This is a genomic window from Alphaproteobacteria bacterium (assembly GCA_016722515.1).
Taxonomy (GTDB): domain Bacteria; phylum Pseudomonadota; class Alphaproteobacteria; order Rickettsiales; family JADKJE01; genus JADKJE01.
On the sequence record JADKJE010000005.1, the window covers coordinates 87862 to 109937 of the forward strand.

21 protein-coding genes are annotated in these 22076 nt (G+C 43.0%); 10 read left to right on the forward strand and 11 right to left on the reverse strand.

What is annotated here, in order from left to right:
- Positions 1-28 precede the first annotated feature (28 nt).
- The 7 genes from IPP74_12005 to ubiE form a co-directional block, all read right to left on the reverse strand.
- Entirely contained in the window at positions 29-1183 is a 1155-nt protein-coding gene (locus IPP74_12005) for a gamma-glutamyl-gamma-aminobutyrate hydrolase family protein (protein ID MBL0319991.1), read from the reverse strand.
- A 265-nt stretch (positions 1184-1448) separates the two neighbouring features.
- Positions 1449-2687, reverse strand: a complete 1239-nt coding sequence (locus IPP74_12010) for a CCA tRNA nucleotidyltransferase (GenBank protein ID MBL0319992.1) — start codon at positions 2685-2687, stop codon at positions 1449-1451.
- A gap of 5 nt (positions 2688-2692) precedes the next feature.
- Positions 2693-2968 carry a hypothetical protein gene (locus IPP74_12015; protein MBL0319993.1) on the reverse strand — a complete coding sequence of 92 codons (276 nt, stop codon included), beginning with the start codon at positions 2966-2968 and terminating at the stop codon, positions 2693-2695.
- Positions 2969-3065: 97 nt separating this feature from the next.
- Complete coding sequence (locus IPP74_12020; GenBank protein MBL0319994.1) at positions 3066-4496, reverse strand: ankyrin repeat domain-containing protein; 1431 nt, start codon at positions 4494-4496, stop codon at positions 3066-3068.
- A 381-nt stretch (positions 4497-4877) separates the two neighbouring features.
- Complete coding sequence (xth, locus tag IPP74_12025; protein MBL0319995.1) at positions 4878-5681, reverse strand: exodeoxyribonuclease III; 804 nt, start codon at positions 5679-5681, stop codon at positions 4878-4880.
- Positions 5674-7125 (reverse strand): 2-polyprenylphenol 6-hydroxylase, encoded by a 1452-nt coding sequence (ubiB, locus tag IPP74_12030; GenBank protein ID MBL0319996.1) that lies wholly within the window; start codon positions 7123-7125, stop codon positions 5674-5676. Before ubiB ends, xth begins: the two co-directional genes overlap by 8 nt.
- Positions 7126-7132: 7 nt before the next feature.
- Positions 7133-7897: a bifunctional demethylmenaquinone methyltransferase/2-methoxy-6-polyprenyl-1,4-benzoquinol methylase UbiE gene (gene ubiE / locus IPP74_12035; protein ID MBL0319997.1), complete on the reverse strand. Its 765-nt coding sequence runs from the start codon at positions 7895-7897 to the stop codon at positions 7133-7135.
- A 206-nt stretch (positions 7898-8103) separates the two neighbouring features.
- Between ubiE and IPP74_12040 the strand changes: the two genes are divergently transcribed.
- Genes IPP74_12040 through IPP74_12050 form a run of 3 tightly spaced genes read left to right on the forward strand, consistent with a single transcriptional unit; the run spans position 8104 to position 10966 of the window.
- Positions 8104-8823 (forward strand): SDR family oxidoreductase, encoded by a 720-nt coding sequence (locus IPP74_12040; protein ID MBL0319998.1) that lies wholly within the window; start codon positions 8104-8106, stop codon positions 8821-8823.
- A 9-nt stretch (positions 8824-8832) separates the two neighbouring features.
- Positions 8833-9189: a dihydroneopterin aldolase gene (gene folB / locus IPP74_12045; protein MBL0319999.1), complete on the forward strand. Its 357-nt coding sequence runs from the start codon at positions 8833-8835 to the stop codon at positions 9187-9189.
- A 49-nt stretch (positions 9190-9238) separates the two neighbouring features.
- Entirely contained in the window at positions 9239-10966 is a 1728-nt protein-coding gene (locus IPP74_12050) for a cation:proton antiporter (protein MBL0320000.1), read from the forward strand.
- A gap of 103 nt (positions 10967-11069) precedes the next feature.
- Here the strand turns inward: IPP74_12050 and rpmB are convergent, their stop codons facing one another.
- Positions 11070-11357 carry a 50S ribosomal protein L28 gene (rpmB, locus tag IPP74_12055; GenBank protein MBL0320001.1) on the reverse strand — a complete coding sequence of 96 codons (288 nt, stop codon included), beginning with the start codon at positions 11355-11357 and terminating at the stop codon, positions 11070-11072.
- Positions 11358-11495: 138 nt separating this feature from the next.
- Positions 11496-12554: a quinone-dependent dihydroorotate dehydrogenase gene (locus IPP74_12060; protein MBL0320002.1), complete on the reverse strand. Its 1059-nt coding sequence runs from the start codon at positions 12552-12554 to the stop codon at positions 11496-11498.
- A 128-nt stretch (positions 12555-12682) separates the two neighbouring features.
- Between IPP74_12060 and IPP74_12065 the strand changes: the two genes are divergently transcribed.
- Genes IPP74_12065 through IPP74_12080 form a run of 4 tightly spaced genes read left to right on the forward strand, consistent with a single transcriptional unit; the run spans position 12683 to position 18418 of the window.
- Positions 12683-15187 carry a tetratricopeptide repeat protein gene (locus IPP74_12065; protein MBL0320003.1) on the forward strand — a complete coding sequence of 835 codons (2505 nt, stop codon included), beginning with the start codon at positions 12683-12685 and terminating at the stop codon, positions 15185-15187.
- A gap of 49 nt (positions 15188-15236) precedes the next feature.
- Positions 15237-16319, forward strand: coding sequence for a type IV pilus twitching motility protein PilT (locus IPP74_12070; protein MBL0320004.1), 1083 nt, complete (start codon positions 15237-15239; stop codon positions 16317-16319).
- A 15-nt stretch (positions 16320-16334) separates the two neighbouring features.
- Positions 16335-17477: a PilT/PilU family type 4a pilus ATPase gene (locus IPP74_12075; protein ID MBL0320005.1), complete on the forward strand. Its 1143-nt coding sequence runs from the start codon at positions 16335-16337 to the stop codon at positions 17475-17477.
- A 38-nt stretch (positions 17478-17515) separates the two neighbouring features.
- Entirely contained in the window at positions 17516-18418 is a 903-nt protein-coding gene (locus IPP74_12080; GenBank protein MBL0320006.1) for a DMT family transporter, read from the forward strand.
- Here the strand turns inward: IPP74_12080 and IPP74_12085 are convergent.
- Together IPP74_12085 and IPP74_12090 are read right to left on the reverse strand one after the other, a co-directional pair.
- Complete coding sequence (locus IPP74_12085; GenBank protein MBL0320007.1) at positions 18408-18728, reverse strand: rhodanese-like domain-containing protein; 321 nt, start codon at positions 18726-18728, stop codon at positions 18408-18410. The genes IPP74_12080 and IPP74_12085 overlap by 11 nt on opposite strands.
- Entirely contained in the window at positions 18706-19629 is a 924-nt protein-coding gene (locus IPP74_12090; GenBank protein MBL0320008.1) for a hypothetical protein, read from the reverse strand. The genes IPP74_12085 and IPP74_12090 overlap by 23 nt, the downstream gene beginning before the upstream one ends.
- 187 nt (positions 19630-19816) lie before the next feature.
- Between IPP74_12090 and IPP74_12095 the strand changes: the two genes are divergently transcribed.
- The 3 genes from IPP74_12095 (at position 19817) to IPP74_12105 (ending at position 21926) form a co-directional block, all read left to right on the forward strand.
- Complete coding sequence (locus IPP74_12095) at positions 19817-20281, forward strand: host attachment protein (GenBank protein MBL0320009.1); 465 nt, start codon at positions 19817-19819, stop codon at positions 20279-20281.
- 658 nt (positions 20282-20939) lie between these two features.
- Positions 20940-21590 carry an IS1634 family transposase gene (locus IPP74_12100; protein MBL0320010.1) on the forward strand — a complete coding sequence of 217 codons (651 nt, stop codon included), beginning with the start codon at positions 20940-20942 and terminating at the stop codon, positions 21588-21590.
- A 99-nt stretch (positions 21591-21689) separates the two neighbouring features.
- Positions 21690-21926 carry a hypothetical protein gene (locus IPP74_12105; GenBank protein MBL0320011.1) on the forward strand — a complete coding sequence of 79 codons (237 nt, stop codon included), beginning with the start codon at positions 21690-21692 and terminating at the stop codon, positions 21924-21926.
- Positions 21927-22076 lie beyond the last annotated feature (150 nt).

Consider the following 22076-nt stretch of genomic DNA (forward strand, 5'->3'; position numbering starts at 1 on the left):
CTGATTTTTGTGCCTTCTAAGGAACCCCTTATCGATTGAATATGAATATATTTTCCTTGTTTGCTAAAGGTTTAAGCACTTTTTGAGAAAATGAAAGATGTGGTTCTTCGGGATTTTCTAAAGCGAGTTCATTCAATTCGCGCATGCACCATTTTTTAGCATGATGTGCGTGAGCTTTGACAATTAGATCTTCGATGATGCGTTGTTGGATATAGTATTTTGGATCATCAGGAAGTTCGAACTTCACACCATCGACCTTCAAAAAATCTTTTCCTGTTTCATCATCATGTTCAAAATCGCGATCAACTAATGTGCGTTTTTTATTAAGATCCTTCCGCCTAATAGTTTCTGGATGAAATTGTACCGATGTCAGGGGTAAATTAGCTTTAGTTTCCATCGATTCTAACGTGTTGTCGTCAGCTAAGCCAGTGACTATAATACTTTTCGGAAGATTATTGAAGTTCACACCCTGGTGGTGGGTGCTGTTTACATCAATCTGAAGGGGTCCATAAGGTGGCCTTGCTTTGGGGGCAAGGATGCCATAAAATGCACATCCGCCTTCAGGGCTTGGAGGTTTCACCGTGATTTTGTGGACAAAGACATGTTTTAAGTCACTTCTACAGTGGTCAATACCCCCATCATCAGGATGAGGAACGACATCTGGAAGATGTTGATGCATTGACATGTTTTCCAGAACACCATATTGTTGATGAGATCCGCAGATGTTCAATGCTGGGGTGATGTAACATTCGGTGGAAAGGCGCAGTAGCCTTCGCATGAAAAGAGTACGCTGAGGAGGGCGGGCAATCTTTGCTTCTGGATGCTTTTCTTGGTTAAATAATTCAGGTGGTATGTCTTTTGGGTCACCTAATAAAAACAACCCGTTAATTTGGCTGAGATATTCCTTAACCAAGGTATCAATTCGGTCTTTATATTTTTTTTCAAGCTGTTGGACAGGTAAGTGGTGATCTTCTTCTGCTATTTCCAGCCTTGTGTAATCGAGCAAGATCGGTTTATTAAAGTTGTTAGGAATCGTAAATGTCTTCAAATTTTGCAGTTTTTCAGTTGATTCCTCCGTATAGACAGGCAAATCTTTAACATTGAGAATCCCTATCGTAGGTCTTGTGGGGAGAATTGAATCTGATGAATATCGCGTTTTACTGAGTGGTAAAGATACTACCATAATTTACCTATTTGCTAAGAATTAATGTCCATTAAGAAAAATAAAGAACTCAATTAATACATTTATTGAATGATCAAAATTTATTAAATCGGCGATAAATAAACATTTTTATTCTTAGTTTTCAAGTTTTTTTTGTTGAGGTTATTTTTTCATTTATACTGGGTGAATGATATTGGGTGTCATAAAAGATGACTGCATGGTGGTGGCGACCCATGTGCTGTTTGAATGGACAGATGGTGATTATGGATAAATGTAACAAACAGGTCTAAGGGAAATGTTTTTGTGACCATGTTAATATTTCCTGCTTGGTAGGGAGGAAATGATGTTCTTCCCACCAGCTTTCTGCATGTTTTAGTCCCACGCCTATTTGTCTGCCGTGAAAGCCAAGGGCCATCAAGTCGCTACCTCGTACCGGAAATTCCGGAATAGCCCATTCCTGCGCCATCGTGTATAAGCGGTGCAGGTCATGGATGGAATCATGGCTGCAGTGGTGAAGCAATAATAAACCTATGTAATCATGCTTTCCAAGTTTTCGTATTAATTTTTTGGCCGATTGATCATCACTGAAAATCAGGGCATCCCTTTGGTTGGTCTGACATAAATAGGTATGCAATATCTGACGTTCTTGGTTTGATATTTTCCAATGTTGACTTAAATATTGGACGAGTGTTTCTGCCTCGTGATTGGGGATGGTCGATAAAAGGCAGGCAAGCCGTAAAACAGGATGGCTGGCTTCTGGATACGGGAATGAAATTAACCGTTCAAGGGATGATAGTTCGATAGAAAATGGCAATATCTGCTCTAAAACATGATGTTGCTGCATGAGGTGGAGGCTTCCCATGGGAGATGGGGCTGCTATAATTTTTAACATTTCAGTGTGAATGCGTTCGGCTGACAGTTTTTTTAGTTGGGGAGCTAGCAACTCGCAGGCTTCAATTGCTTCGTTATCAACATTACTCAGCGTACCGTAACGTGCATAAAAACGAAAGTAACGCAGAATGCGTAAGTAATCTTCCATGCAGCGATCTTTGGCATTACCCACGAAGCGGATGGTATGGGTAAATAAATCCTCATAGCCTTTGGTATAATCATAAATTTTTCCATCCCAATCGGCAGATAAACTGTTAATGGTAAAGTCACGGCGCAGGGCATCAAGTGCCCAATCCTGGGTAAAAACAACATCTGCATGCCTGCCATCACACGATACATCTTGTCTGAGTGTCGTGATTTCAACGGGATGGTTATCGATGACAGCCGTAACCGTACCGTGTTTGAGACCCGTGGGTATCACTTTAACCGAATGTTGGGTCAGTATTTTCAACACATCATCGGGGGGGTGAGGGGTTGCGATATCGATATCATCGCGGGGTAAGCCAAATAAAGCATCGCGTACACAACCTCCAACAAATCGTGCGTTATCAAAACCAAGTGCTTCAAAAATGATGCGGTTACTGGGTGAATGTAATATTTCTAAGGTGCGATCAGGCAGATGATAGGTTTGCACGGTCGTTACTTCCACGAATCGGGATAAAATGTTCCATCTTTAATATGGGCAGGCTGATAGCGATCTTCCGGAACGGTATCGTGGCCAAAGAAAATAATCACCGCAAAACAGAGGATGACACCGATTAATGCGACCAAGGTAATCATCATATAGGATAAATCACTGCCGAGTATTGGTTTTAAACCAAGTCCCTTGCGTTTGCTTCCATACCAACGCCATAGGAAAAGCGCACCAACAATCAACAAGACTGGCCATAAATCATACAGGATAAATCGAAACATAAGCGATACCTCACATCCAATTTATTATGATGGATTGTTAAAGAAGGTTCAAGGGTGTTGCGGTATTTATCATTATGGAACGTTAAATAATGTCTCTCTATGGTAGATCCGGTGAAACCTGCTTTTCGTTTAACCTTTGCTCTTGTATACGGCTACGGAAGCCTTTTTTAGAGGGCCCTTTTTCATCTTGGTTGATTTGGGATTGATCAAGATACGCTTCAAATGTCTTCCCAGACTTGTCCAATAATTCATGATTGGCACCTGCCTTTATAAGCTGTTGTACCGCTTTAACATGGCCATGACTAGCTGCCAGATGCAAGGCTGTGAGACCATCGTTATTGACAGCATTAATGTCGAGGTCCTTTTTTATGAAGTCGGCTAAATTTGGAATAGATTCTGCACGCTGGACAAGGTAATGGAGGCCTGTATTTCCATTAAGATCTTTAGCATTTAAATCAGAAGGAATTGTTTTAAGAATGTGTTTGATTTTAACAGCGTTAGAATTAAACGCTTGAGGATCAAAGGAACGTGCAAAACCATGGAACATGGTTTGACCTTTGGCAGGATTATAACTGAGACGATAGTTTTTATCTACTTTTAAACGCTTCCTTAATATGTCAGACTGAGCGGACTTAGGCAAATAATCCAGAGCTAATTTTTTCTCACTATCTTTAATGGTGGAATTAATGGCTTCATAACCGTTGGGTGCGTGTTTATGTTCCCATGTAATACCAATGCCCTTCAATGTATATTGGGTTTTTCCCAGTCCTGGTGTAAATGATTCATAGAGAATGGCTGCAATATCAGGATGGTTGCTCGCCGCATAATGCAGTGCCGTTTTCCCAAATACATCCTTCACATTAGGTGAACCACCATGGTTGCGTATATATGTTATGTTTTTAACAAGAAGCTCTGTAGCGTTTCTGGTTAGATTTTGATGTTTTGGCGAGCACTTGACAATTAAATGCAGTGGCGTTTTCCCTTCAGCATTTGTGGCATTAATATCAGCCCCCAATTGATGTAATTTTTGTATGTTATCTGTTAAAATGCGGCTTGCCGCAAAATGAATGGGCTGATTCCCATGGATGTCCGCAGCATGAATGTTTGCACCATTGTTAACCAAAAAGGTGAGTGTGTGCATGTTTAAAAAATAAGTGCTGGCATAATGTAATGGTGTTCTACCTAGGCTGTCGCATCCGTTAATCAAGTTAGCTATATCCGGTTCAGGATAATTTTTGATTAAGTGGTTGAGTAAATGACCGCGTTTGGTTTTGTTTTTAGCGCTAGTTCCTTCCGAAAATAGATGGAACAAGTTAATGTCTTTTACCAGAGTAGCAGTGTTAGGATCTGTACGCGTATATGTATCAAAGACATTAATAGAATGGTTCTTAAGGTGTTTCTTAAATGTGGAAGCATCCATTTTTCTGATGCGCTTTAAGGTCAGTTCGGGGGCAATGTTTGTTATTGGCTTCTGACCATTTTCATTTTCCGCAGTTTCAACATTAATCTTTGATTGATTTTTTGACATGTAAATCTCCATTATCACTCAATTGTATTTTTATGTTACCAATAAGAATGTTACATGAAAAATATGATAAAATTATGGCATTCATGTGGTTTATATTAAATTTCTATAAATATATTTATAATTATATTGTTTTTAATCGTTTTTTTGTTATAAAATTGTCTCATTCTCAGCGTTTGTCTTTTGCGCATGACTCAAATTCAATGCTATTCAGGCGAGAATGAGATTAACCTCAGTTTTAGATAAGGTAATATGGGACTCCATTTCTTGGTAGTAAATGGGTGCTTGCATACTCGACTATTCACGACTTTTTAGGTTAAAAGTCGTGTGAGTTGCCTATGAGTGTCGATTGAAAGGGGGCATGCAGTACCTGCACTTGTCGTGCTAAGCGACTAAATCCATAACTACCGGCACATGATCCGATGGTTGTGGCCAATCGCGGGCTTCTTTAAAGAAGTTGATTGCTTTACAGGCTTTGACTAGTGGCGGAGTTACCCAGATATGATCGAGCCTGCGGCCGCGATCAGATTTTTTCCAATCCTGATTGCGGTAGCTCCACCAGCTATAAAGTTTAGCGGGTTCTGGTACAAAATGACGGGCAACATCAACCCAGGTGAGGGATTGATACAGTTGGTGAAGATGATCGACTTCAATGGGTGTATGGCTGACCACATCCAGGAGTTGTTTATGTGACCATACATCATGCTCCAACGGGGCTATGTTTAAATCACCTACCAGGATCATGGGTTTAGAAGAGGCTCGATTGTCTTTAAACCATTGGGTCATATCTTGAACAAAATTAAGTTTGTGCGCAAATTTTGGATTTTGTACGGGATCGGCTATGTCGCCACCGGCAGGGACATAAAAATTATGCAGTTCAATGCCATTGGCAAGCGTTACCGCAATATGCCGTGTATCGTCCTTTCCTCCGAGTTTCAATGTTTCAAATTCGATAAAGGGAATTTTTGAGAGGATGGTAACGCCGTTATACGATTTTTCTCCACTGAAGGTGACATACGGATAGCCAAGGGCCTGGCAATCTAAACGTGGAAAAAATGGATCTGCGACTTTGGTTTCTTGAAGGCAGATAATATCTGGTTGAAGGTCCTTACTCAGTTGTGCCAATAGAGGCATACGCAAACGGATAGAATTAATATTCCAAGTAACCAGGCGAAGATGATTAGGCATGCAGTACCATCCAAAGTGCTAAAAGCAGTGCAGCGAGTGAAATAACACTTGTCCATACCGTATGATTTTGGGCTTTATTGAGTTCTGCAAGAGAGGTCGGATGGAGCTTTAGCCCTTCTTGGGAAGTGGTAAGAACCCATTGTTGCAGGGATTGAGTGAGCAATGGAACCTGCTTTATGGTTTGCTTAAATTGTTGATGGACTTCGGTTGCCCTGGCTTTCCAGCCTAAATTCTGCACGGCCCATTCTTTCATCCACGGCTCAGCAAGTTCCCACATATTGGCATGAGGGGCAAGGGTTGAACCCAGACCTTCAATCAAGAGCATCGTTTTTTGCAGCAATAATAGTTGCGGCTGTGTTTCCATGCTGAAATCCTGGGTAATTTTAAAGAGTTGTTTCAGCAGTTTACCAATGGATAAATGCGAAAAAGGTTTTCCAACGATTGGTTCACCAATCGACCGGCAAGCAAGCGCAAATGTAGCCACGTTTGTATCGGCAGGAATGTAACCGGCATCCAGATGCACCTGGGCAATATGATGATAGTCACGATGGATGAATCCGCGCAAAATTTCGGCAACAAAGCGGCGGGTGGATTGGTCAAGCCGTCCCATGATACCAAAATCGACAAGGGCAATATTGCCATCGTGCTTGACCAGGATATTACCGGGGTGTAAATCGCCATGAAAAAAACCATCGCGATAGGTTTGATTGAAAAAAGTATGCGACAGATGACGGGTCAGCATATCCAGATTATGTCCGGCATTGATAAGTGCTTCACGGTTATGGATGGGAATGCCATTGATCCATTCAAGCGTCAGCACGTGTTTGGCAGTACGATCCCAATCAATGGCGGGTACGTAAACGCCTTCATCCTGTTTAAGGTTATCACGTAATTCTGAGGCAGCAGCACCTTCAAACCGTAAATCCATTTCGAATCGAAGCATTTCGGTAAACGTGTTGATGACGTCAATTAAACGCAGGCGTTTTAAGCTTTCACACTGGCTAAACCAGCTGGCAATACGCCGTAGAAAAGTAAGGTCACGGTTAATCCTTCTTTCAATGCCTGGGCGTAATACCTTTACGGCCACATCACGGCCATCGGTGGTGATTGCGCGATGAATTTGAGCGATCGAGGCGGCAGCAACGGGTTGCTGATTGAATTCTTTAAACAGCGAATGAATCGATGTACCTAGCGATTTTTCGATGGTGCGCATGGCTTTGCGTGCGTCAAACGGTGGGAGGCGATCACGAAGCATGCCTAGGGCATCGGCAGCATCATCGCCAACAATATCAGGGCGAATCGACAGGGTTTGTCCAAGTTTAATGAAAGTCGGTCCTAATGAAACGAAGCAAAAACACATGCAGCGCCCTTTCAACTTGCGAGGACAAACTCCGTAAAGCACTAATAAAATGAAAATATGAGAAAAACGAAATAATGTATACATCCAGACCCTATACCTTCCATCCCGAATGAATGGCGACAATACCACCCGTCAGCGAACGAAACTGCACTTGTTTAAAGCTCGCTTCCTGAATCAGGTTAGCAAAATGTTGCGGCGATGGAAACATGCGGATGCTTTCGACCAGATATTGATAGCTGTCACGATCACCTGCAATCCATTCGCCAAGCTGAGGAATGACCTTAAAGGAGTAAAAATCATAGGGGATCTTTACAAGACTGTTGGGAGTGGGTGAAAATTCCAGGCAGAGGAAACGACCTCCAGGTTTGAGAACGCGGTAGGCTTCTTTGAGTGCCTTAAGGCGATCCGTTACATTACGGATACCAAAGCTGATCGTGTAGTAATCAAAGTGATTATCGGGAAATGGCAGTTGTTCTGCATTAGCCGTAACGCATTCAAATCGGCCTATCATATTGGCATCGACCAAACGATCATGGCCTTCACTTAACATGGAAGCATTGATGTCACTAACGGTGGCATGGCCCGTTTGGGTTTTGCGCAAGAACCGTAATGAGATATCGGCGGTGCCGCCGGCAACATCTAATAGTCTGCTGTTTTCACGGGGATTGAGCATGTTTAAGAATTCATGCTTCCACAGGTGATGCACGCCCATGCTCATCACATTGTTCATCAAATCATATTTGGGAGCAACCCGGTTGAAAACAGATTTTACCGCCGAGATTTTTTCGGTCAGTGGAATGGTTTTAAACCCAAAATCGGTGGTTTCTTGAGAGTGGTTAGGTGTTTCTGGTTTCATAGCTATCGAAATTAGCATGGGGAGCCGATTTTCGCAATGGGATTGAAGAGTGATTCATGTAAGGGATGTGAGTCCCTACCTATGTTTGAGTTATGCTGGCGTTGGTATGGGTTTTCTTTGATTGAATTTTCCTAATAAACTATAGCTTTGTTTGATAGAGAAAATCATGATACACATAACGTCTTGCCATTCATAAGAGATGAGATATGGAACATAAACCAACAATTTTAATCACGGGAGCAGCGGTTCGCTTGGGAAGGGAATTGGCTCTAGGACTGGCCAGACGAGGTTTTTCCATTGCGGTGCATTATTATCACCATCAGCAGGAGGCTCAGAAGTTGATTGATGAGATTCGGGAGCTGAATGTTGAGTGCCAGGGATTTTGTTATAATTTGTTGGAAGAAGGAACCGCTGACGCTTTAATTGAAGAGGTTATTCAATCCATACCAGGCTTAGGTGTGGTGATTAACAGCGCAGCTATCATTCAAAAAGCAACCCTGCTTACGACCTGTTACGAGGATTATGACTCGTTATTTGCGCTGAACCTTAAAGCGCCGTTTTTTATTACGCAGGCTTTTGCAAAACGATGCCAACAAGGCCAGGTGATTAATATATTGGATACCTATATTACTAAAGATAAAACGCCGTATTTTGGATATTTAATAACCAAAAAGGCCCTTGCTGCATTTACCCAAATGGCGGCCTATGAATTAGCTCCTGGCATCCGTGTAAATGGGATCTGTCCAGGACTCGTGATGTCAGCCGGAAGACAAGACGAGGAGTTTTATAAGCGCAAGTTAGAGCAATTACCGCTTAAATCATTGCCAACCCCTCAACAGGTTGTGGATGCAGCCTTCATGATTATTGAGTCACCTTATTTAACCGGACAGCTTATATCTGTGGATAGCGGCGAACATTTATTGTAATATGGTTTCATGACTCTATCTGTTTCGATCAATCAATTAGAATGTTGGGTAAATCTTGGTGTCTATGCCTGGGAGCAGGTGCGACCGCGCCTTGTTTTGGTTTCGGTTCATTTTACCTATAGCTCATCACACACGATAGAGGATGATACTATAAAACAGGCGCTGGATTATCATACACTCAGCGACCATATTCGGCAATTGCTCGGAGCACAGCGGTTTCAATTGATAGAAACGGCAGCACAGCATATAGCCGATTTTGTGCTTGAGGACCCACGCGTTGAGGATGTCACTGTGTGGGTCAATAAACCGGGGGCGGTGGTTGAGGCAACCTCCATTGAGGTGTCTGTTTATAAAACAAAATCATAAAACACGACTCTAAAAACATAGAAAGACAAACCTTATATCAAGGGGATGAATGATGGGAATGTTGGGCGAATTAGATTTGGTAGTATTATTGCTTACTGCATCGGTATGCATGGTTGCTATTTTCCGGTATCTGCGTTTAAGCCCTGTACTGGGTTACCTCGTGGCGGGACTTGCGATTGGGCCGTATGGTATCGGATTTATTAAATATGATGAAATTCCACAGCATTTGGCTGATTTTGGCGTGATTTTTCTCCTGTTTATGATTGGTTTAGAAATGACGTTGGACCGTCTTGCCAGTATTCGTAAGCATGTGTTTGGTTTTGGCTTGCTGCAGATTTTGTTTTCTGTAACGGCTTTTACGGGCGTGGGATTGCTGCTCAAATATGATTTTATTGAATCGCTGGTCATTGGATTTGGGTTGTCGATGTCGTCTTCGGCAATTGTGTTGCAAGTGCTGCAGGAATCGGGGAAGCAATCGACACAAACCGGTAGGTTGTCACTGGCTACCCTGATTATGCAGGACTTTGCGGTGGTACCTTTGCTGGTTGTGGTTCCATTACTATCGGGAGATTCGCATCATTTGATTGGCGGCATCATGTTATCCCTTATTAAGGTTGTTGCCGTATTATTTGCGATATTGGTGTTGGGTAGAATCATATTGAGACCCATTTTCCGTTTGATCTGGTCTACCACCAATGAAGAATTATTCGTGGCAACCACCTTATTGCTAGCCTTGGGTAGTGCATTAATTACCGAGCGTTTAGGTTTATCCATGGCACTGGGTGCGTTTGCGGCCGGATTATTAGTGGCAGAGACCGAGTACCAGCATCAGGTTGAAGCAGAAATAACTCCCTTCAAAGGATTATTCCTAGGGTTGTTCTTTATGACGATGGGCATGAAAATTGACTGGCATTATTTATTGGAACATGCTTCGGTGATTGCCCTGTGGGTGAGTATCATTATTGTGATCAAGGCGGCCATACTCTATGGGCTTTGTAAAGCGTTCCGTTTTCCATCGGGTGTATCACTCCATACGGCTTTATTATTATCCCAAGGCGGTGAGTTCGCTTTTGTACTTCTCACCTTGGCTGCTCAGGATAAAATCGGCATTATTGATCCCAAAATCGCCGATTTGCTGATGATGATCGTCACTACTTCCATGGCGCTTACACCCTTGTTGGCAATGCTTGGGGCATGGCTGGCTGAGAAAATTGAAAAGGGAAACATGGTCGAAGCTGAGGGCTTCAACCGCCCTATTGATTTGAGTGATTTGCGAAATCATGTGATCGTGGTTGGTTTTGGACAGGCCGGGCAGATGGTGGCTCAAGTGCTAAGGGAAGAAGGAATTGCCTATGTTGTTGTTGATAATGAAGCCACATTAATCGCCGAAGCCAGGCACGCAGGAATTCCTATCTATCATGGCGATGCTACTCGCAGGGGGACCCTTGAGCATTTGCAAATTAACCATGCTCAGTCTGTCGTGGTTACGGTTCATAATGACTTGGCGATTCAAAATACCATCGTGGCGGTTCGACGTTCCTCTAAAGACCTGCCTGTGATAGCAAGGACAAAAGAATGGTTTGAAACATTAGGGCAGGTGGGTGAAGCTGTGTTTATGATTCCTGAAAGCTTCGAAATGGGGCTGCAATTGGCTGGCTCGCTGTTAAAATATCGTGGCTTTTATGCACATGAAATTGAGCGAATGAAAACCACCTTTAGGGCTAATCATTATGCTAAGACTAAGGATTTGTTTATTAAGGATACGGTAGGAGAATAGGTCTTGTTTATTTCTTCGTTTGGGTCAGTCTTTAATAATAAAAAAACCGCCTACTAAACGCAAAATAGCGCTAAGAATGGCGGTTTTTGTATTTAAAGAACAGTTAAGCAGCGTGTGCTTCAGCAATTTGCTTTTTCAATTTTTTAGCAGAGCAGGTCAATTTTGTACCGGCTGTAGCCAACAGGAACATATCCAGGCTGCCGTGTTTTTCAACAGAACGAAGTGTATTCGTTGCTATGCACAGACGAACTTTTTGCTTCAATGCATCACTGTAAAGGGTTACGTTTTGAAGATTAGGCACAAAACGGCGCTTAGCCTTACGGTTTGAGTGAGATATTTGATGCCCTGACATAGGACGTTTAGAAGCGATAATATCACAGGTACGAGACATAGGATTTCTCCGAAATTCAATATATTTAATACTAAAATAGTCCGCTACTATACCTGGGTTGAAATGTGTTGGCAAGAGGATTTTTGGGCTATTTTAGAGATTATGTATGACGTCGATAAAGCGAGTTGATTGGTCTGTCTAACGGCAGTCGGCTCCAACGGCTTCGCTGATGTCTTTAAATCCATCTTTTTCAAGCAAGCCAACCAGATCGCGTTTAATCTGGGTAACCAAACCAAATCCTTTAAATACAAGGGCTGAATAGAGTTGAAGGAGGGTGGCCCCTGACTTGATCTTGGTGTAGGCTTCCTCGCTAGAAGAAATGCCGCCGACCCCAATTAAAGGAATCGTACCCTGCGTTAATTGGTAAAATTGTTTCAGGGTTTGCGTGGATAAGGCAAATAAAGGTTTGCCACTTAACCCTCCCTTTTCGTGACCGAAATGGCTTTTAAGGTTAGGACGTTCGAGTGTCGTATTTGAAATAATCACTCCATCAACTTTGGTGTTGAGACAGGTTTGGGCAATATGCTCAAGTTCTTCGCTAGAGAGGTCTGGCGCAATCTTAATGAGGATGGGGAGCGTTTTATTGTTATGGGTACTGAGGCCTTGGTTACGTTCGTTTATTAGAGCTATGAGCAGCTCATAGAGATTATCGTCAGACTGCATGCTACGAAGACCAGGCGTATTAGGCGAAGAAATATTGACGGAGATATAATCAACCAGCCCTTTCACACGTTTAAATGAGGTTAGATAATCACTGACCCAATCGTTGGAATCTTTGTTGGGGGCAATATTGATGCCCACAATACCGGGTTGTTTTCCATTCTTTTCAAGCTGCCTGGCGCAAAATTCAATTCCTTGGCTATTAAGCCCCATTCGATTGATAACGGCTTCATCTTCGGTTAATCTGAATAATCGCGGTTTTGGATTTCCCGGTTGTGAAAGAGGGGTTACTCCGCCTATTTCTACACATCCAAGTCCTTGGTCAAATAAAGCGGGATAGCATTCTCCATGTTTATCAAACCCTGCGGCTAAGCCAATTGGATTGCCAAATGTTTTATTCCAGATGTTGACTTTCAACTCGGGGGGATTGTAATGAGGTTGAGCAGGTACAGCCCCTAAAGCAAGCGCATTAACAGCGGCTCGGTGAGCAAATTCGGGATTAAGAGAAAAGATGAGAGGACGAAGGATATTGAACATGAAGGGCTACACAAAAAAGAGAAAAAGCTCTGGCGTTAAAATTGACTCGTGCTAGAATGAAAGCTTATGGTAGCAAATTTTTAAAGATTTCAAAATACCCTTGAGTCTTCTCTGGAGAAAAAAAGCTTATGTTCCGTTTTTGGTGTTTTCTTATCGTCATGTTATGTGCTGCAACTATTTCAATGGCACGCGCCGGCCAACCAGAAGATCAAAATACCAATGATCCCAATAATGTGCAGATGGAATATGTTCCTTTGGCAGATCAAAAGACGGGTACGACAACCATTCCTTCTCAAAGTGAAGAAGATGCGTTAAAGAATGCGTTTGATAATCTTTCGTCGCAAGCTTTAAATCCCACGGAAGCTGAAAAAGCAAAGAAAAAAGAAGCGGTCGAGAAAACCCAAACCGCCGCTAAGGACACGGGTGAAAAACTAAAAAAGCTAAGCGCGGATGCCGAGTTAGATCAATTTTTCAGCGAGGGAATGGATTCTCAAACCAGTTCACAAAAGGCATCTTCGAGTACAGCCACTTCTTCAGCAACGTCTGAGGCAAAGGCGACAACATCGGCTAAAGACCAGCAGAAAACAGAAAAAGCATTAGATGAGCTCATGAAGAAGCCAGTGATTGCGCCTAGTGTAAAAACCGAGCCGGCTGTTGATGCGACCAAAAAAGTTCCTCAATTGCCAGAGCCAAGCATTGTGACAACCCCTGGACAGGCACCAGCCGCAAGTTCGCTGGAATCGCTGTTGGGTAAACCGGTTGTTAAAACTGTAACTAAACCTTCTGGTTCAGACGTGGCCAAACCAGTCGCTGCGGACGTAAAAACGGAAACAAAAACTGAGACGAAATTAGAAACAAAAACGGGCACTAAAACAGAAACCAAAACAGAAACCAAAACAGTACAAGTGCCTGCTCAGGGGGCTAAGCAACTGGTTCAACCTACAGTATCCTCCGTTCCATCCACAAGTGCCGCTGTGTCGCCACCACCTGCGGTAGCTCCAGTCATGGTACCCGTACCAGCTCCTGTGGCTCCTACCCAACAGGGAAAAACACCCGTTGTTATAGCTCCCGCTTTGCCGGCAGGGCCTGGTCCTAAAACATCGCTTGTAACAACGAAAACAACCACTGAGACGATTCAGCCGGCAGTTCCCGCGCAGACACTAGATATTCCAAAACTGGGTGATATTAAGCAAGACGTTCAAAATCTCAAGAAAGCTGATACAAAAGTTGAAACCAAGACCGAAACCAAAACACAAGTAAAAACAGAAAATAAGCCGGATGAAAAACAACAGGCCAAATCCGAAATCAAAACGGAAGTTAAAGCCCAGACAAAGACAGCTTCACCGGTTAAAATGATAGCGCCTGTGACGGTTTTGCCATCCACAGGGCCTCAAACACCCGTTACTGCGGATACTTTAAATAAAGCAGAACTGCTTGGCGCAGATGCAAAAGGTAAAATAGAATTACCGGAGCAAGGGGCCAGTACTCAGCCTGACCAATCGGCAGCTGCCGCTGTTTTAGAAGAGCCCGATGCTGTAGTTGAAGCTAAGAAAGTTGAGAAAAATCCTACCAAGAAATCGAAATCAAAGTCTAAAGACAAAAGCAAACATTCGCATACTAAAAAATATGCAAAATCACCGCATCCAGCTACCCACAAGGACAGTGCTGATGTGACGGCTCAAGAGGGTGAAGGCACGAATGATGAAATACCATCTACGAATGACGTGATGCCAGATACTCAGAAAGCCATGGATAAAGTTGTGTCTACCCGTCGACAAAATCAGATTGAAAAATCGAAACAGAAGGGCAAGGGGGCTGACCAGGATAAAAATGAGACGATCGTTGTTGATCATATTGTGACACCTCCAGTTGCAACAAGTCCATCTGGTGAGGCAAGTCCAGCTGAAAAAGAATTATTTACCGTAACTCCGGGATCTGATTCGCCAGCTAATGGCGCGGCAGCTAAGCCGATGCGAGGTAATAATGGCGCTGATGCTGCTGCTCCTGCCAAGGCGGTGAAGCCAATGGAATTATCTATTTCAGAATCAAAAGAAGATAAGGCTGCAAACAAAGATCTCGATTTAGCCTATCAGGCCTACCAAGTTGGGCAATATGAAGCGGCTGCTAAGCTTTACGGCAGTGCTGTGAAGACAAGTCCCGATAATGAACAGGCTCTCTTTGGTTTAGGTACGGTTTACCATCAAATGAAAAATTATCGCCTAGCACAGGAATATTACAGCAAGGTGTTGAAAATAAATCCTAACCATTCGGGTGCGCTTAATAATTTGTTGGCGGTATTAACCGAGGATAATCCATCGGCTGCTATTGCTGAGCTGAACAGGCTGGAAACTGTAAGCCCGGGCAATTCTGCTATTATGGCCCATAAAGGGGTTGTGTATGCGAAAATGGGTGATAACGGCAAGGCTAACGAGTATTTTAAACGGGCAATTACTCTTGAAGCAGATAATACGGATTATGTTTATAATTATGCTGTTTTCCTGGATAAGTCGGGTCATCGCGAAGAAGCACGTCAGCAATATAGCCGACTGCTGGAATTAAATGCCGAGGGCAAGTCGCTTCCAATTCCAGCTCATGAGATTCATCAAAGATTAACCTTTCTTAGTGCAAAATAGTAAGTGAACGCCTGTCTGAGACAGGCCCTTACTTTGAAAGGTACTTTAGATGGAAATTACAGAGTTGCTGGCATTCGCCGAGAAAAACGGCGCTTCTGACGTTCATATTGTTTCTAATAATGCACCATTATTGCGTATCCACGGTGATATAGCGCCATTGCGCATGGGTAAATTGACTCCTGATGAAATTAAGCATCTGATATATTCGATTATGACCGAAAAACAGCGTGCGACGTTTGAGGAAGACTGGGAAATAGACTTTTCGGTGCAATTTGGTCCCCATAGTCGTTTTCGTGTGAACGCCTTTAATACCATGGAAGGACCAGCAGCCGCCTTGCGTTTTATTCCTACTAAAATTCAATCCTTAGATGATTTAAAAACACCGCCGATCTTGAGGCAATTAACGTATTTAAATAGTGGGATGGTCCTGGTAACAGGGCCGACTGGTAGCGGTAAATCAACCACGCTTGCAGCGATGGTCGATGAAATTAACCGTATGCAGAATAAACATATCTTGACGATCGAAGATCCGGTGGAGTTCGTCCACCATTCAAACGAATCATTGGTAAACCAGCGTGAAGTAGGTAAAAACACCAAATCATTTGCCAGGGCGCTTAAGAGTGCGCTGCGTGAAGACCCAGATGTGATATTAGTGGGTGAGATGCGCGATTTGGAAACGATTTCACTCGCTTTAACGGCGGCAGAAACAGGACACGTGGTTTTTGGTACGCTGCATACCAGTTCTGCGGCTAAAACCGTTGACCGTATTATTGACGTGTTCCCTGCTGACGATAAAGACATGGTGAGGACGATGTTATCGGGTTCATTGCGCGCCGTCGTTTCGCAGCGGCTGGTCAAACGTAAGGATGAAACGGGACGTATTGCGGTTCATGAAATATTGCTCAATACCCCGGCGGTAGGTAACCTTATCCGTGACGGTAAAATTCCGCAAATCACGTCGATCATGCAGGTGGGGTCGCGTTTGGGAATGATCACTATGAAGGATAATGCTCAGAAACTGCTCGACGAGGGGCTGATTAACCAGGAAGCCTATAATCTCTTAATTAAAGAGACAACAGCAGATGACACGCAGCCACCTCAGCCGAAGAAAAATCAAGAAGGATCATTCTAATTCATAGGAACTATTATGCTGAAAGCAGATCCCCAATCCATCATTAATCAAATGTTTGAAGCGATGGTAGCTAAGAAAGCATCCGACATCTATGTCACCTTGGGTGTTGCTCCTATGTTGCGATTAGATAATAAACTCCAGCCGATGGATATGCCACCGATGGAAGTGGATGATCTTGAACACATTGCTAATACGCTTATGACTGAAAATCAGCGTGAAGAGTTCCATTCAACGTTTGAAATGAATTTTGCCGTTGCCTGGGAAAGTAAAGCAAGGTTTAGGATTAACGTCTATAAGCAACAACAATCAACGGGTATTGTGATCCGCCGTATTCAAACAGACATCCCAACCATTGAGGGATTAAAATTGCCGGAAGTCTATGGCAAACTTGCTATGCTGAAAAAAGGGTTGATCTTTTTAGTGGGAGGAACGGGATCGGGTAAGTCTTCATCGCTTGCAGCCATGATTAATCAACGTAATACCTATAGCTCTGGCCATATTATAACCATAGAAGATCCTATTGAGTTCGTCCATCAACACAAAGGCTGTGTTGTAACGCAGCGTGAGATTGGCATCGATACATTCTCTTTTGGCATGGCGTTGAAGAATGCGTTGCGCCAGCGTTGTGACGTGGTGGTCATTGGGGAGATTCGTGACCGTGAAACATTAGAGCATGCGCTTTATTTTGCGGAAACGGGGCACTTATGTATTTCAACGCTGCACGCCAGCAATACCAACCAGGCGATCGAAAGGATCATCAACTTTTTCCCTGAAGAATATCATCGTCAAGTGATGATTACAGTTTCGCAGAATTTAAAGGCCATTATCAGCCAAAAAATTATACCATCACGTGATGGACGCACTGCCCTTGCGACTGAAATTCTGCTTAACCAAGGTTTAATTACCCGCTTGATTGAAGAAGGCAATGTTCAAGAAATTAAGGAAACGATGGAGCAAAATGCCCTTGATGGTGTGCAAACCTTTGACCAGGCACTTTATGATCTGTATATCAGTGGTCTGGTAAGCCGTGAAATGGCTCTGGAAGAAGCGGATAACCCGGCTAACCTGCGTTTGCGCTTTAAGCAAGCAGAGGCGGCGGCAAACCGTGATTCTGATCCTAAGTTTAAACTCGAACGTGACAATAAAAACCAGTTCTAGTATCATAGGGGCATTCACACCCCTAAGCATGCTATTTTATGACCACTCATCATCAAGGTTCCAAGCTTGAAGGTATTGCCTCTATCCTTGCTGTCGTTCTTATCTGGAGCGGATGGATGGCTATCAGTCGCCTGGGCGTTACCCATGCACTTAACGCTGCCGATATTGCCGCCATCCGTTTTTTTGTTTCTGGATTAATATTACTTCCCTGGTGGATGAAAAATATTACCTGGTTTGGCCCAAAAGGGTTGGGTGGAATTATTCTGGCCATCTGTCTTGGTGCTCCGTATACCTTTATTGCGGTCAGTGGCATGCATTATGCTACCGTTGCCCATGCCGGTATGATTTATGGTATTTCTGCATGCCTGACCTGTTTAATGGGGATGTGGTTATTGGGTGAATATTCAACACCGGTTAAATTGGCTGGTTTAGTGATTACGATGTTAGGTGCACTGGCTTTAATGTCCAAAGGAAGCACCCATGCCGAACTTAGTTTGGGCCATTTTTTGTTTATAGTTGCCGGTGGTTTATTAAGCCTATATGCCATTTTAGTCAAAAAATGGAAAGTACCTGCGTTTACTGCGGCGGCCAATGTGTGTGTATGGTCATTGTTACTTTATCTGCCTGTGTATGTCATGTTTCTACCTAAACAGATTATGACAGCTTCGTCATCAGAATTATGCTTACAAGTGGTGTATCAGGGAGTTATTACCAGCATTGGCGGATTGATATTTTTCAACCGGGGGGTGGCTATTTTAGGAGCGAGCCAGGCAAGCGCTTTCATGCCATTGGTTCCGGCTTTGGCAACGTTGATTTCGATTCCGTTACTTGGAGAAGTCCCTAGCTCGGTAGAATGGCTGGGGATATGCCTGATTTCTGTTGGAATATTACTGGCAAGTGGCGTTGTTCGTTTTGGCTGCAAAAAATGGGTTAACGTGTAACCGGAAAACCGGCATTAACCCAACTGCTAATCCCACCTTCTAAATTATAGACTTCCTGATCGGGAACGGTGCTTAGAATGAGTTGGCAGGCCATCGCACTGCGTTTTCCTCCTAAACATTGGATGACCAATTTTTTATCCTGTATTTCAGGAAGCTGTAGTGGTGAAAAACGGCTTAGGGGCAGATGAATAGCACCTTGAATATGAGCTTCCTTAAATTCGTCGTCCTCGCGCACATCAATGACAATTGCCTGATTGTGGTCAATCCATGTTTTAAGTGTGTCTACGTTAATCGTGGGCAAGGTGTTCATGGTGAGGCTCCATCGTACAAATTTCGTTCAGTTTTAAATGTAGTTGCGGGTGAATCTGGTGTAAGGCTGCATCATGGCAATAGGTGTGTTGCTCTGAAGAAGCCAGTGTTCTTAGGATGGCAATGATCGTCAACGTGTGGTTATTTTGGATCAGATTCTGGCATTGTGTTTTGCGCTGTGCAGATACAGGCATGACGGAATACGACTGATGGCCCGACCTGTAAACGTCAATTTCTAGTGGGAAATTCTGTTCTTTCAACGGGGCTATCGCATCGCGCACTAGTTGTTTAGGTAAGGTTTTAATAGCACCAGTCAGCAATTGAGGTGCATCTTGGGCCTGGGTAAGATTATTAGCGCGGAAGGTGCCTAGTAAAATCCCGTTCACAAACGAACAATCCGTATGTTCACTTTGCTGTTTGAGCCACTGCACATTTTTATCCAAAAGCGATAGAATCGAAGCTGGCGTAAGGGATGCTTGATGCGGTTTCATTCTGGCTAAAGCAAGTTTAGCAGAAGTAACCGTTTGGGTGGAGGGGCTGGACAATAAGGATAGGAGTGGCTCAAGGGCCGATTGAGAAAATTCCCCTAAAACAAGCGCAGATCCATAGGCAATATCGGTATCTTTTTGTTCGAGTAGTTTTAATAAAACGGGAATGTCGGTCTGGGAGAATTGCGTAGAAAAATGTGTAAGTTCAGCTTCTGGTAGCGTCTGTTTTTCGTATTTATCAAACAGATGCGCTTTCTGTATGGCACAAGAAACTTCTTTTAACCGGCTGCCTCTACAGCTGCTCCACCAATCCCATAATTGTGTACCACCAAGTACAGCAACAATAACCAGGGCGATTGCAGGCTTCAAGAACGCTTTAGGTGAAGTTTGGGGGCGTGGACGGGAATAAAACATATGGCTACAGCAAATGTGACAGTCTTTCTATTTTTATGGTAGGTGATAATATCTGTTTTTTCAAGGATTTATATTGTGTTATGAGGGGCTAAGAATGCAGGATTTAAGCCGTTTTGTAAGCGTTAGTAATCTCCTGTTAAACCATTAAGCCTATACTGGATAATATGACTAATGAAAAGGAAATGCTATGAATCATCAACATACTTGGATTCTCGTAGCTGACGCCGGCAACGCCAGAATCCTCCAATATGAAGGGCCCTTTAAACCATTAACACAGGTAGATGGTGCTCTGTTTGCGCACAAACATGAAATGAATCATGAGTTTGTATCCTCCGACAGAGGGCGAACGGCAGGACGATTTGCAGGTAGCAAACACGCATTTGAATGGCCGACCGATCCGCATCAATATGAGAAGAAAATATTTGCTAAGGAATTAACGAGGTTCCTGGGCGCTCATGAGCAGGATTTTCAACGGCTAATATTAGTGGCACCACCTGAAATGATGGGTAATATTCACCACGAAACCAAAGCAAATCATATATTGACGAAGAAGATCTATGCCAAAGAAACAAAAAATTTAACGCGAGTGCCACTCCATCGAATGGCTCAGCATTTGAAGGGAGTCCTCAACTTCCAATTAAAGGCTGCATGATAGAAATGTAATAAATTATTAATATTATTTATAAAAACCGGACAAAATAGTATTTTGTCCGGTTTTTATTATTTAAACCTATAATAAGCCGTGTCAGAGCCCTATTCACGTTTGAAGTGCAACTATTGATTTATAATGATCTATCATTTTAAATCCCAGAAGCCAATGAAAACAAGAGAGTGAGACCCTACTCTAGGTTTGTCGTTTATGAACGGCAGACGTTAGTGGACACTCTTGTTTTCGTCGACCACTGAGATTTGAAATTTTAGATCATTATAAATCAATGTGTTATTGATTGAGAAAATTCGATTTGGGTGTTCAGAGGAGATTTTGTATGTTCCTTTGATGTACATGCGATCCTAGAAGAACAAGAGCGGTAGCCTTAGTATCCCGATTATAGAAAAGTTCCGAGAGACCTATAAGGTTGTCGAAACAGTAGGTTGCGCAGTACTCCCTGTCTCCCCGGTCTATACACTCTGGTGAGGGGGGGGGGAGGTGGGAAGGCAACATGCTGTGATTCAATGATTCTATTAAAAACGAAACCAAACAGCCTCACATTTGGCAGAAGTCAGGAAAAAAGTTGATCGATCTCTAAAACCTCGTTTCAGGTGTCCCATTGACGAAGACAGGTGCCCGTATCAAGAATGAATCAATGGCTATGAAGGAAACAATTCTAGAAACAGCCAAAACACTGACAGATGGCCAAATAGTGACGTTAGATCAAGCGCATGGTCCAGTCTTGATTCTTACCTTCTCAAAGCAACGGGCCAAGAAAGACAGGCATAACCGAGATAAGGGTATAGACAAACTACGCAAACAAGTAGCGAAAGGTAAGCTACAAAAACAGCACATTAATAATCGGGGGTATAATAAGTTCTTGTCAATGCAAGGAAACATAGAGGTCACACTGGATGAAGAAAAGATCATTCAAGAATCTAAATGGGATGGGTTAAAGGGATATATCACTAATAGCACCTTACCGGCCCAAGATCTTGTTGAGCATTATAAGGAACTATGGAATATCGAAAGGGCGTTCAGGATTTCAAAAACGGACTTACGTATACGTCCCATCTTTCATCGAAAGAAAGAGAGGATAGAAGCACATCTGTGCATAGCATTTGCCGCCTATGCTGTGTATAAAGAATTGGAGCGTAAGCTTAAAATCAATAAGACAGGTATGTCTGCAGCACAAGCTATTGAACTCTCCAAAACTATCTTCCACGCATCATTCAAACTACCAGAATCAGGGAAAGAGATAACCATATTTAACAACTTATCTGGAGATCAAAAAAAGTTGATCGATCTCTAAAATCTCTCTCGGGTGTCCCATTGACGAAGACAGGAATCGTTCTAATTTTTCTTTCAATGAATCAGTTATTTTGACAGCGGCAGAAAGGGCAGAGTCAGGATGATTAAGCTTGGAAACAATATCACTCACCATATCCGTAATGTTTTTAATTCCATCCAACGGTATCTCAATATCCAGATGATCATGCTCATCGACCAGGATTTCCTGAACCTTGTTCACATCGCGGTTAACGCCATTCAGTTGGTCATCGGTTGCCGCCTGGCCTGCTATGGTGATGGTTCCTGCACCGATAGTGGCGTGGGTGACGCCGATTTTAGTGTCATCTTCTATCTTTAAGGATGGACTGCTTCATGAAATATCCGGGTTAGTAAGATCGCGAAACTTCTATTCTAGAAAACTCTCTTTCATTTTAAATATCAGAGAATTTTTTTGGCCCAGCCATTTAGATGTATTATTAACATATGTTCCGTTGAAAACGTATGAAAA

Excerpts from the sequence above, each read along its gene's own strand:
- IPP74_12095 (MBL0320009.1), top strand. The coding sequence starts at position 19,817 with ATGAATCATCAACATACTTGGATTCTCGTAGCTGACGCCGGCAACGCC.
- IPP74_12040 (MBL0319998.1), top strand. The coding sequence starts at position 8,104 with ATGGAACATAAACCAACAATTTTAATCACGGGAGCAGCGGTTCGCTTG.
- ubiB (MBL0319996.1), bottom strand. The coding sequence starts at position 7,125 with ATGTATACATTATTTCGTTTTTCTCATATTTTCATTTTATTAGTGCTT.
- IPP74_12085 (MBL0320007.1), bottom strand. The coding sequence starts at position 18,728 with ATGAACACCTTGCCCACGATTAACGTAGACACACTTAAAACATGGATT.
- IPP74_12090 (MBL0320008.1), bottom strand. The coding sequence starts at position 19,629 with ATGTTTTATTCCCGTCCACGCCCCCAAACTTCACCTAAAGCGTTCTTG.
- IPP74_12080 (MBL0320006.1), top strand. The coding sequence starts at position 17,516 with ATGACCACTCATCATCAAGGTTCCAAGCTTGAAGGTATTGCCTCTATC.
- ubiE (MBL0319997.1), bottom strand. The coding sequence starts at position 7,897 with ATGAAACCAGAAACACCTAACCACTCTCAAGAAACCACCGATTTTGGG.
- IPP74_12005 (MBL0319991.1), bottom strand. The coding sequence starts at position 1,183 with ATGGTAGTATCTTTACCACTCAGTAAAACGCGATATTCATCAGATTCA.
- IPP74_12105 (MBL0320011.1), top strand. The coding sequence starts at position 21,690 with ATGATTAAGCTTGGAAACAATATCACTCACCATATCCGTAATGTTTTT.
- IPP74_12070 (MBL0320004.1), top strand. The coding sequence starts at position 15,237 with ATGGAAATTACAGAGTTGCTGGCATTCGCCGAGAAAAACGGCGCTTCT.
- IPP74_12020 (MBL0319994.1), bottom strand. The coding sequence starts at position 4,496 with ATGTCAAAAAATCAATCAAAGATTAATGTTGAAACTGCGGAAAATGAA.
- IPP74_12050 (MBL0320000.1), top strand. The coding sequence starts at position 9,239 with ATGATGGGAATGTTGGGCGAATTAGATTTGGTAGTATTATTGCTTACT.
- IPP74_12075 (MBL0320005.1), top strand. The coding sequence starts at position 16,335 with ATGCTGAAAGCAGATCCCCAATCCATCATTAATCAAATGTTTGAAGCG.
- IPP74_12065 (MBL0320003.1), top strand. The coding sequence starts at position 12,683 with ATGTTCCGTTTTTGGTGTTTTCTTATCGTCATGTTATGTGCTGCAACT.
- rpmB (MBL0320001.1), bottom strand. The coding sequence starts at position 11,357 with ATGTCTCGTACCTGTGATATTATCGCTTCTAAACGTCCTATGTCAGGG.
- folB (MBL0319999.1), top strand. The coding sequence starts at position 8,833 with ATGACTCTATCTGTTTCGATCAATCAATTAGAATGTTGGGTAAATCTT.
- IPP74_12060 (MBL0320002.1), bottom strand. The coding sequence starts at position 12,554 with ATGTTCAATATCCTTCGTCCTCTCATCTTTTCTCTTAATCCCGAATTT.
- IPP74_12015 (MBL0319993.1), bottom strand. The coding sequence starts at position 2,968 with ATGTTTCGATTTATCCTGTATGATTTATGGCCAGTCTTGTTGATTGTT.
- IPP74_12100 (MBL0320010.1), top strand. The coding sequence starts at position 20,940 with ATGAAGGAAACAATTCTAGAAACAGCCAAAACACTGACAGATGGCCAA.
- xth (MBL0319995.1), bottom strand. The coding sequence starts at position 5,681 with ATGCCTAATCATCTTCGCCTGGTTACTTGGAATATTAATTCTATCCGT.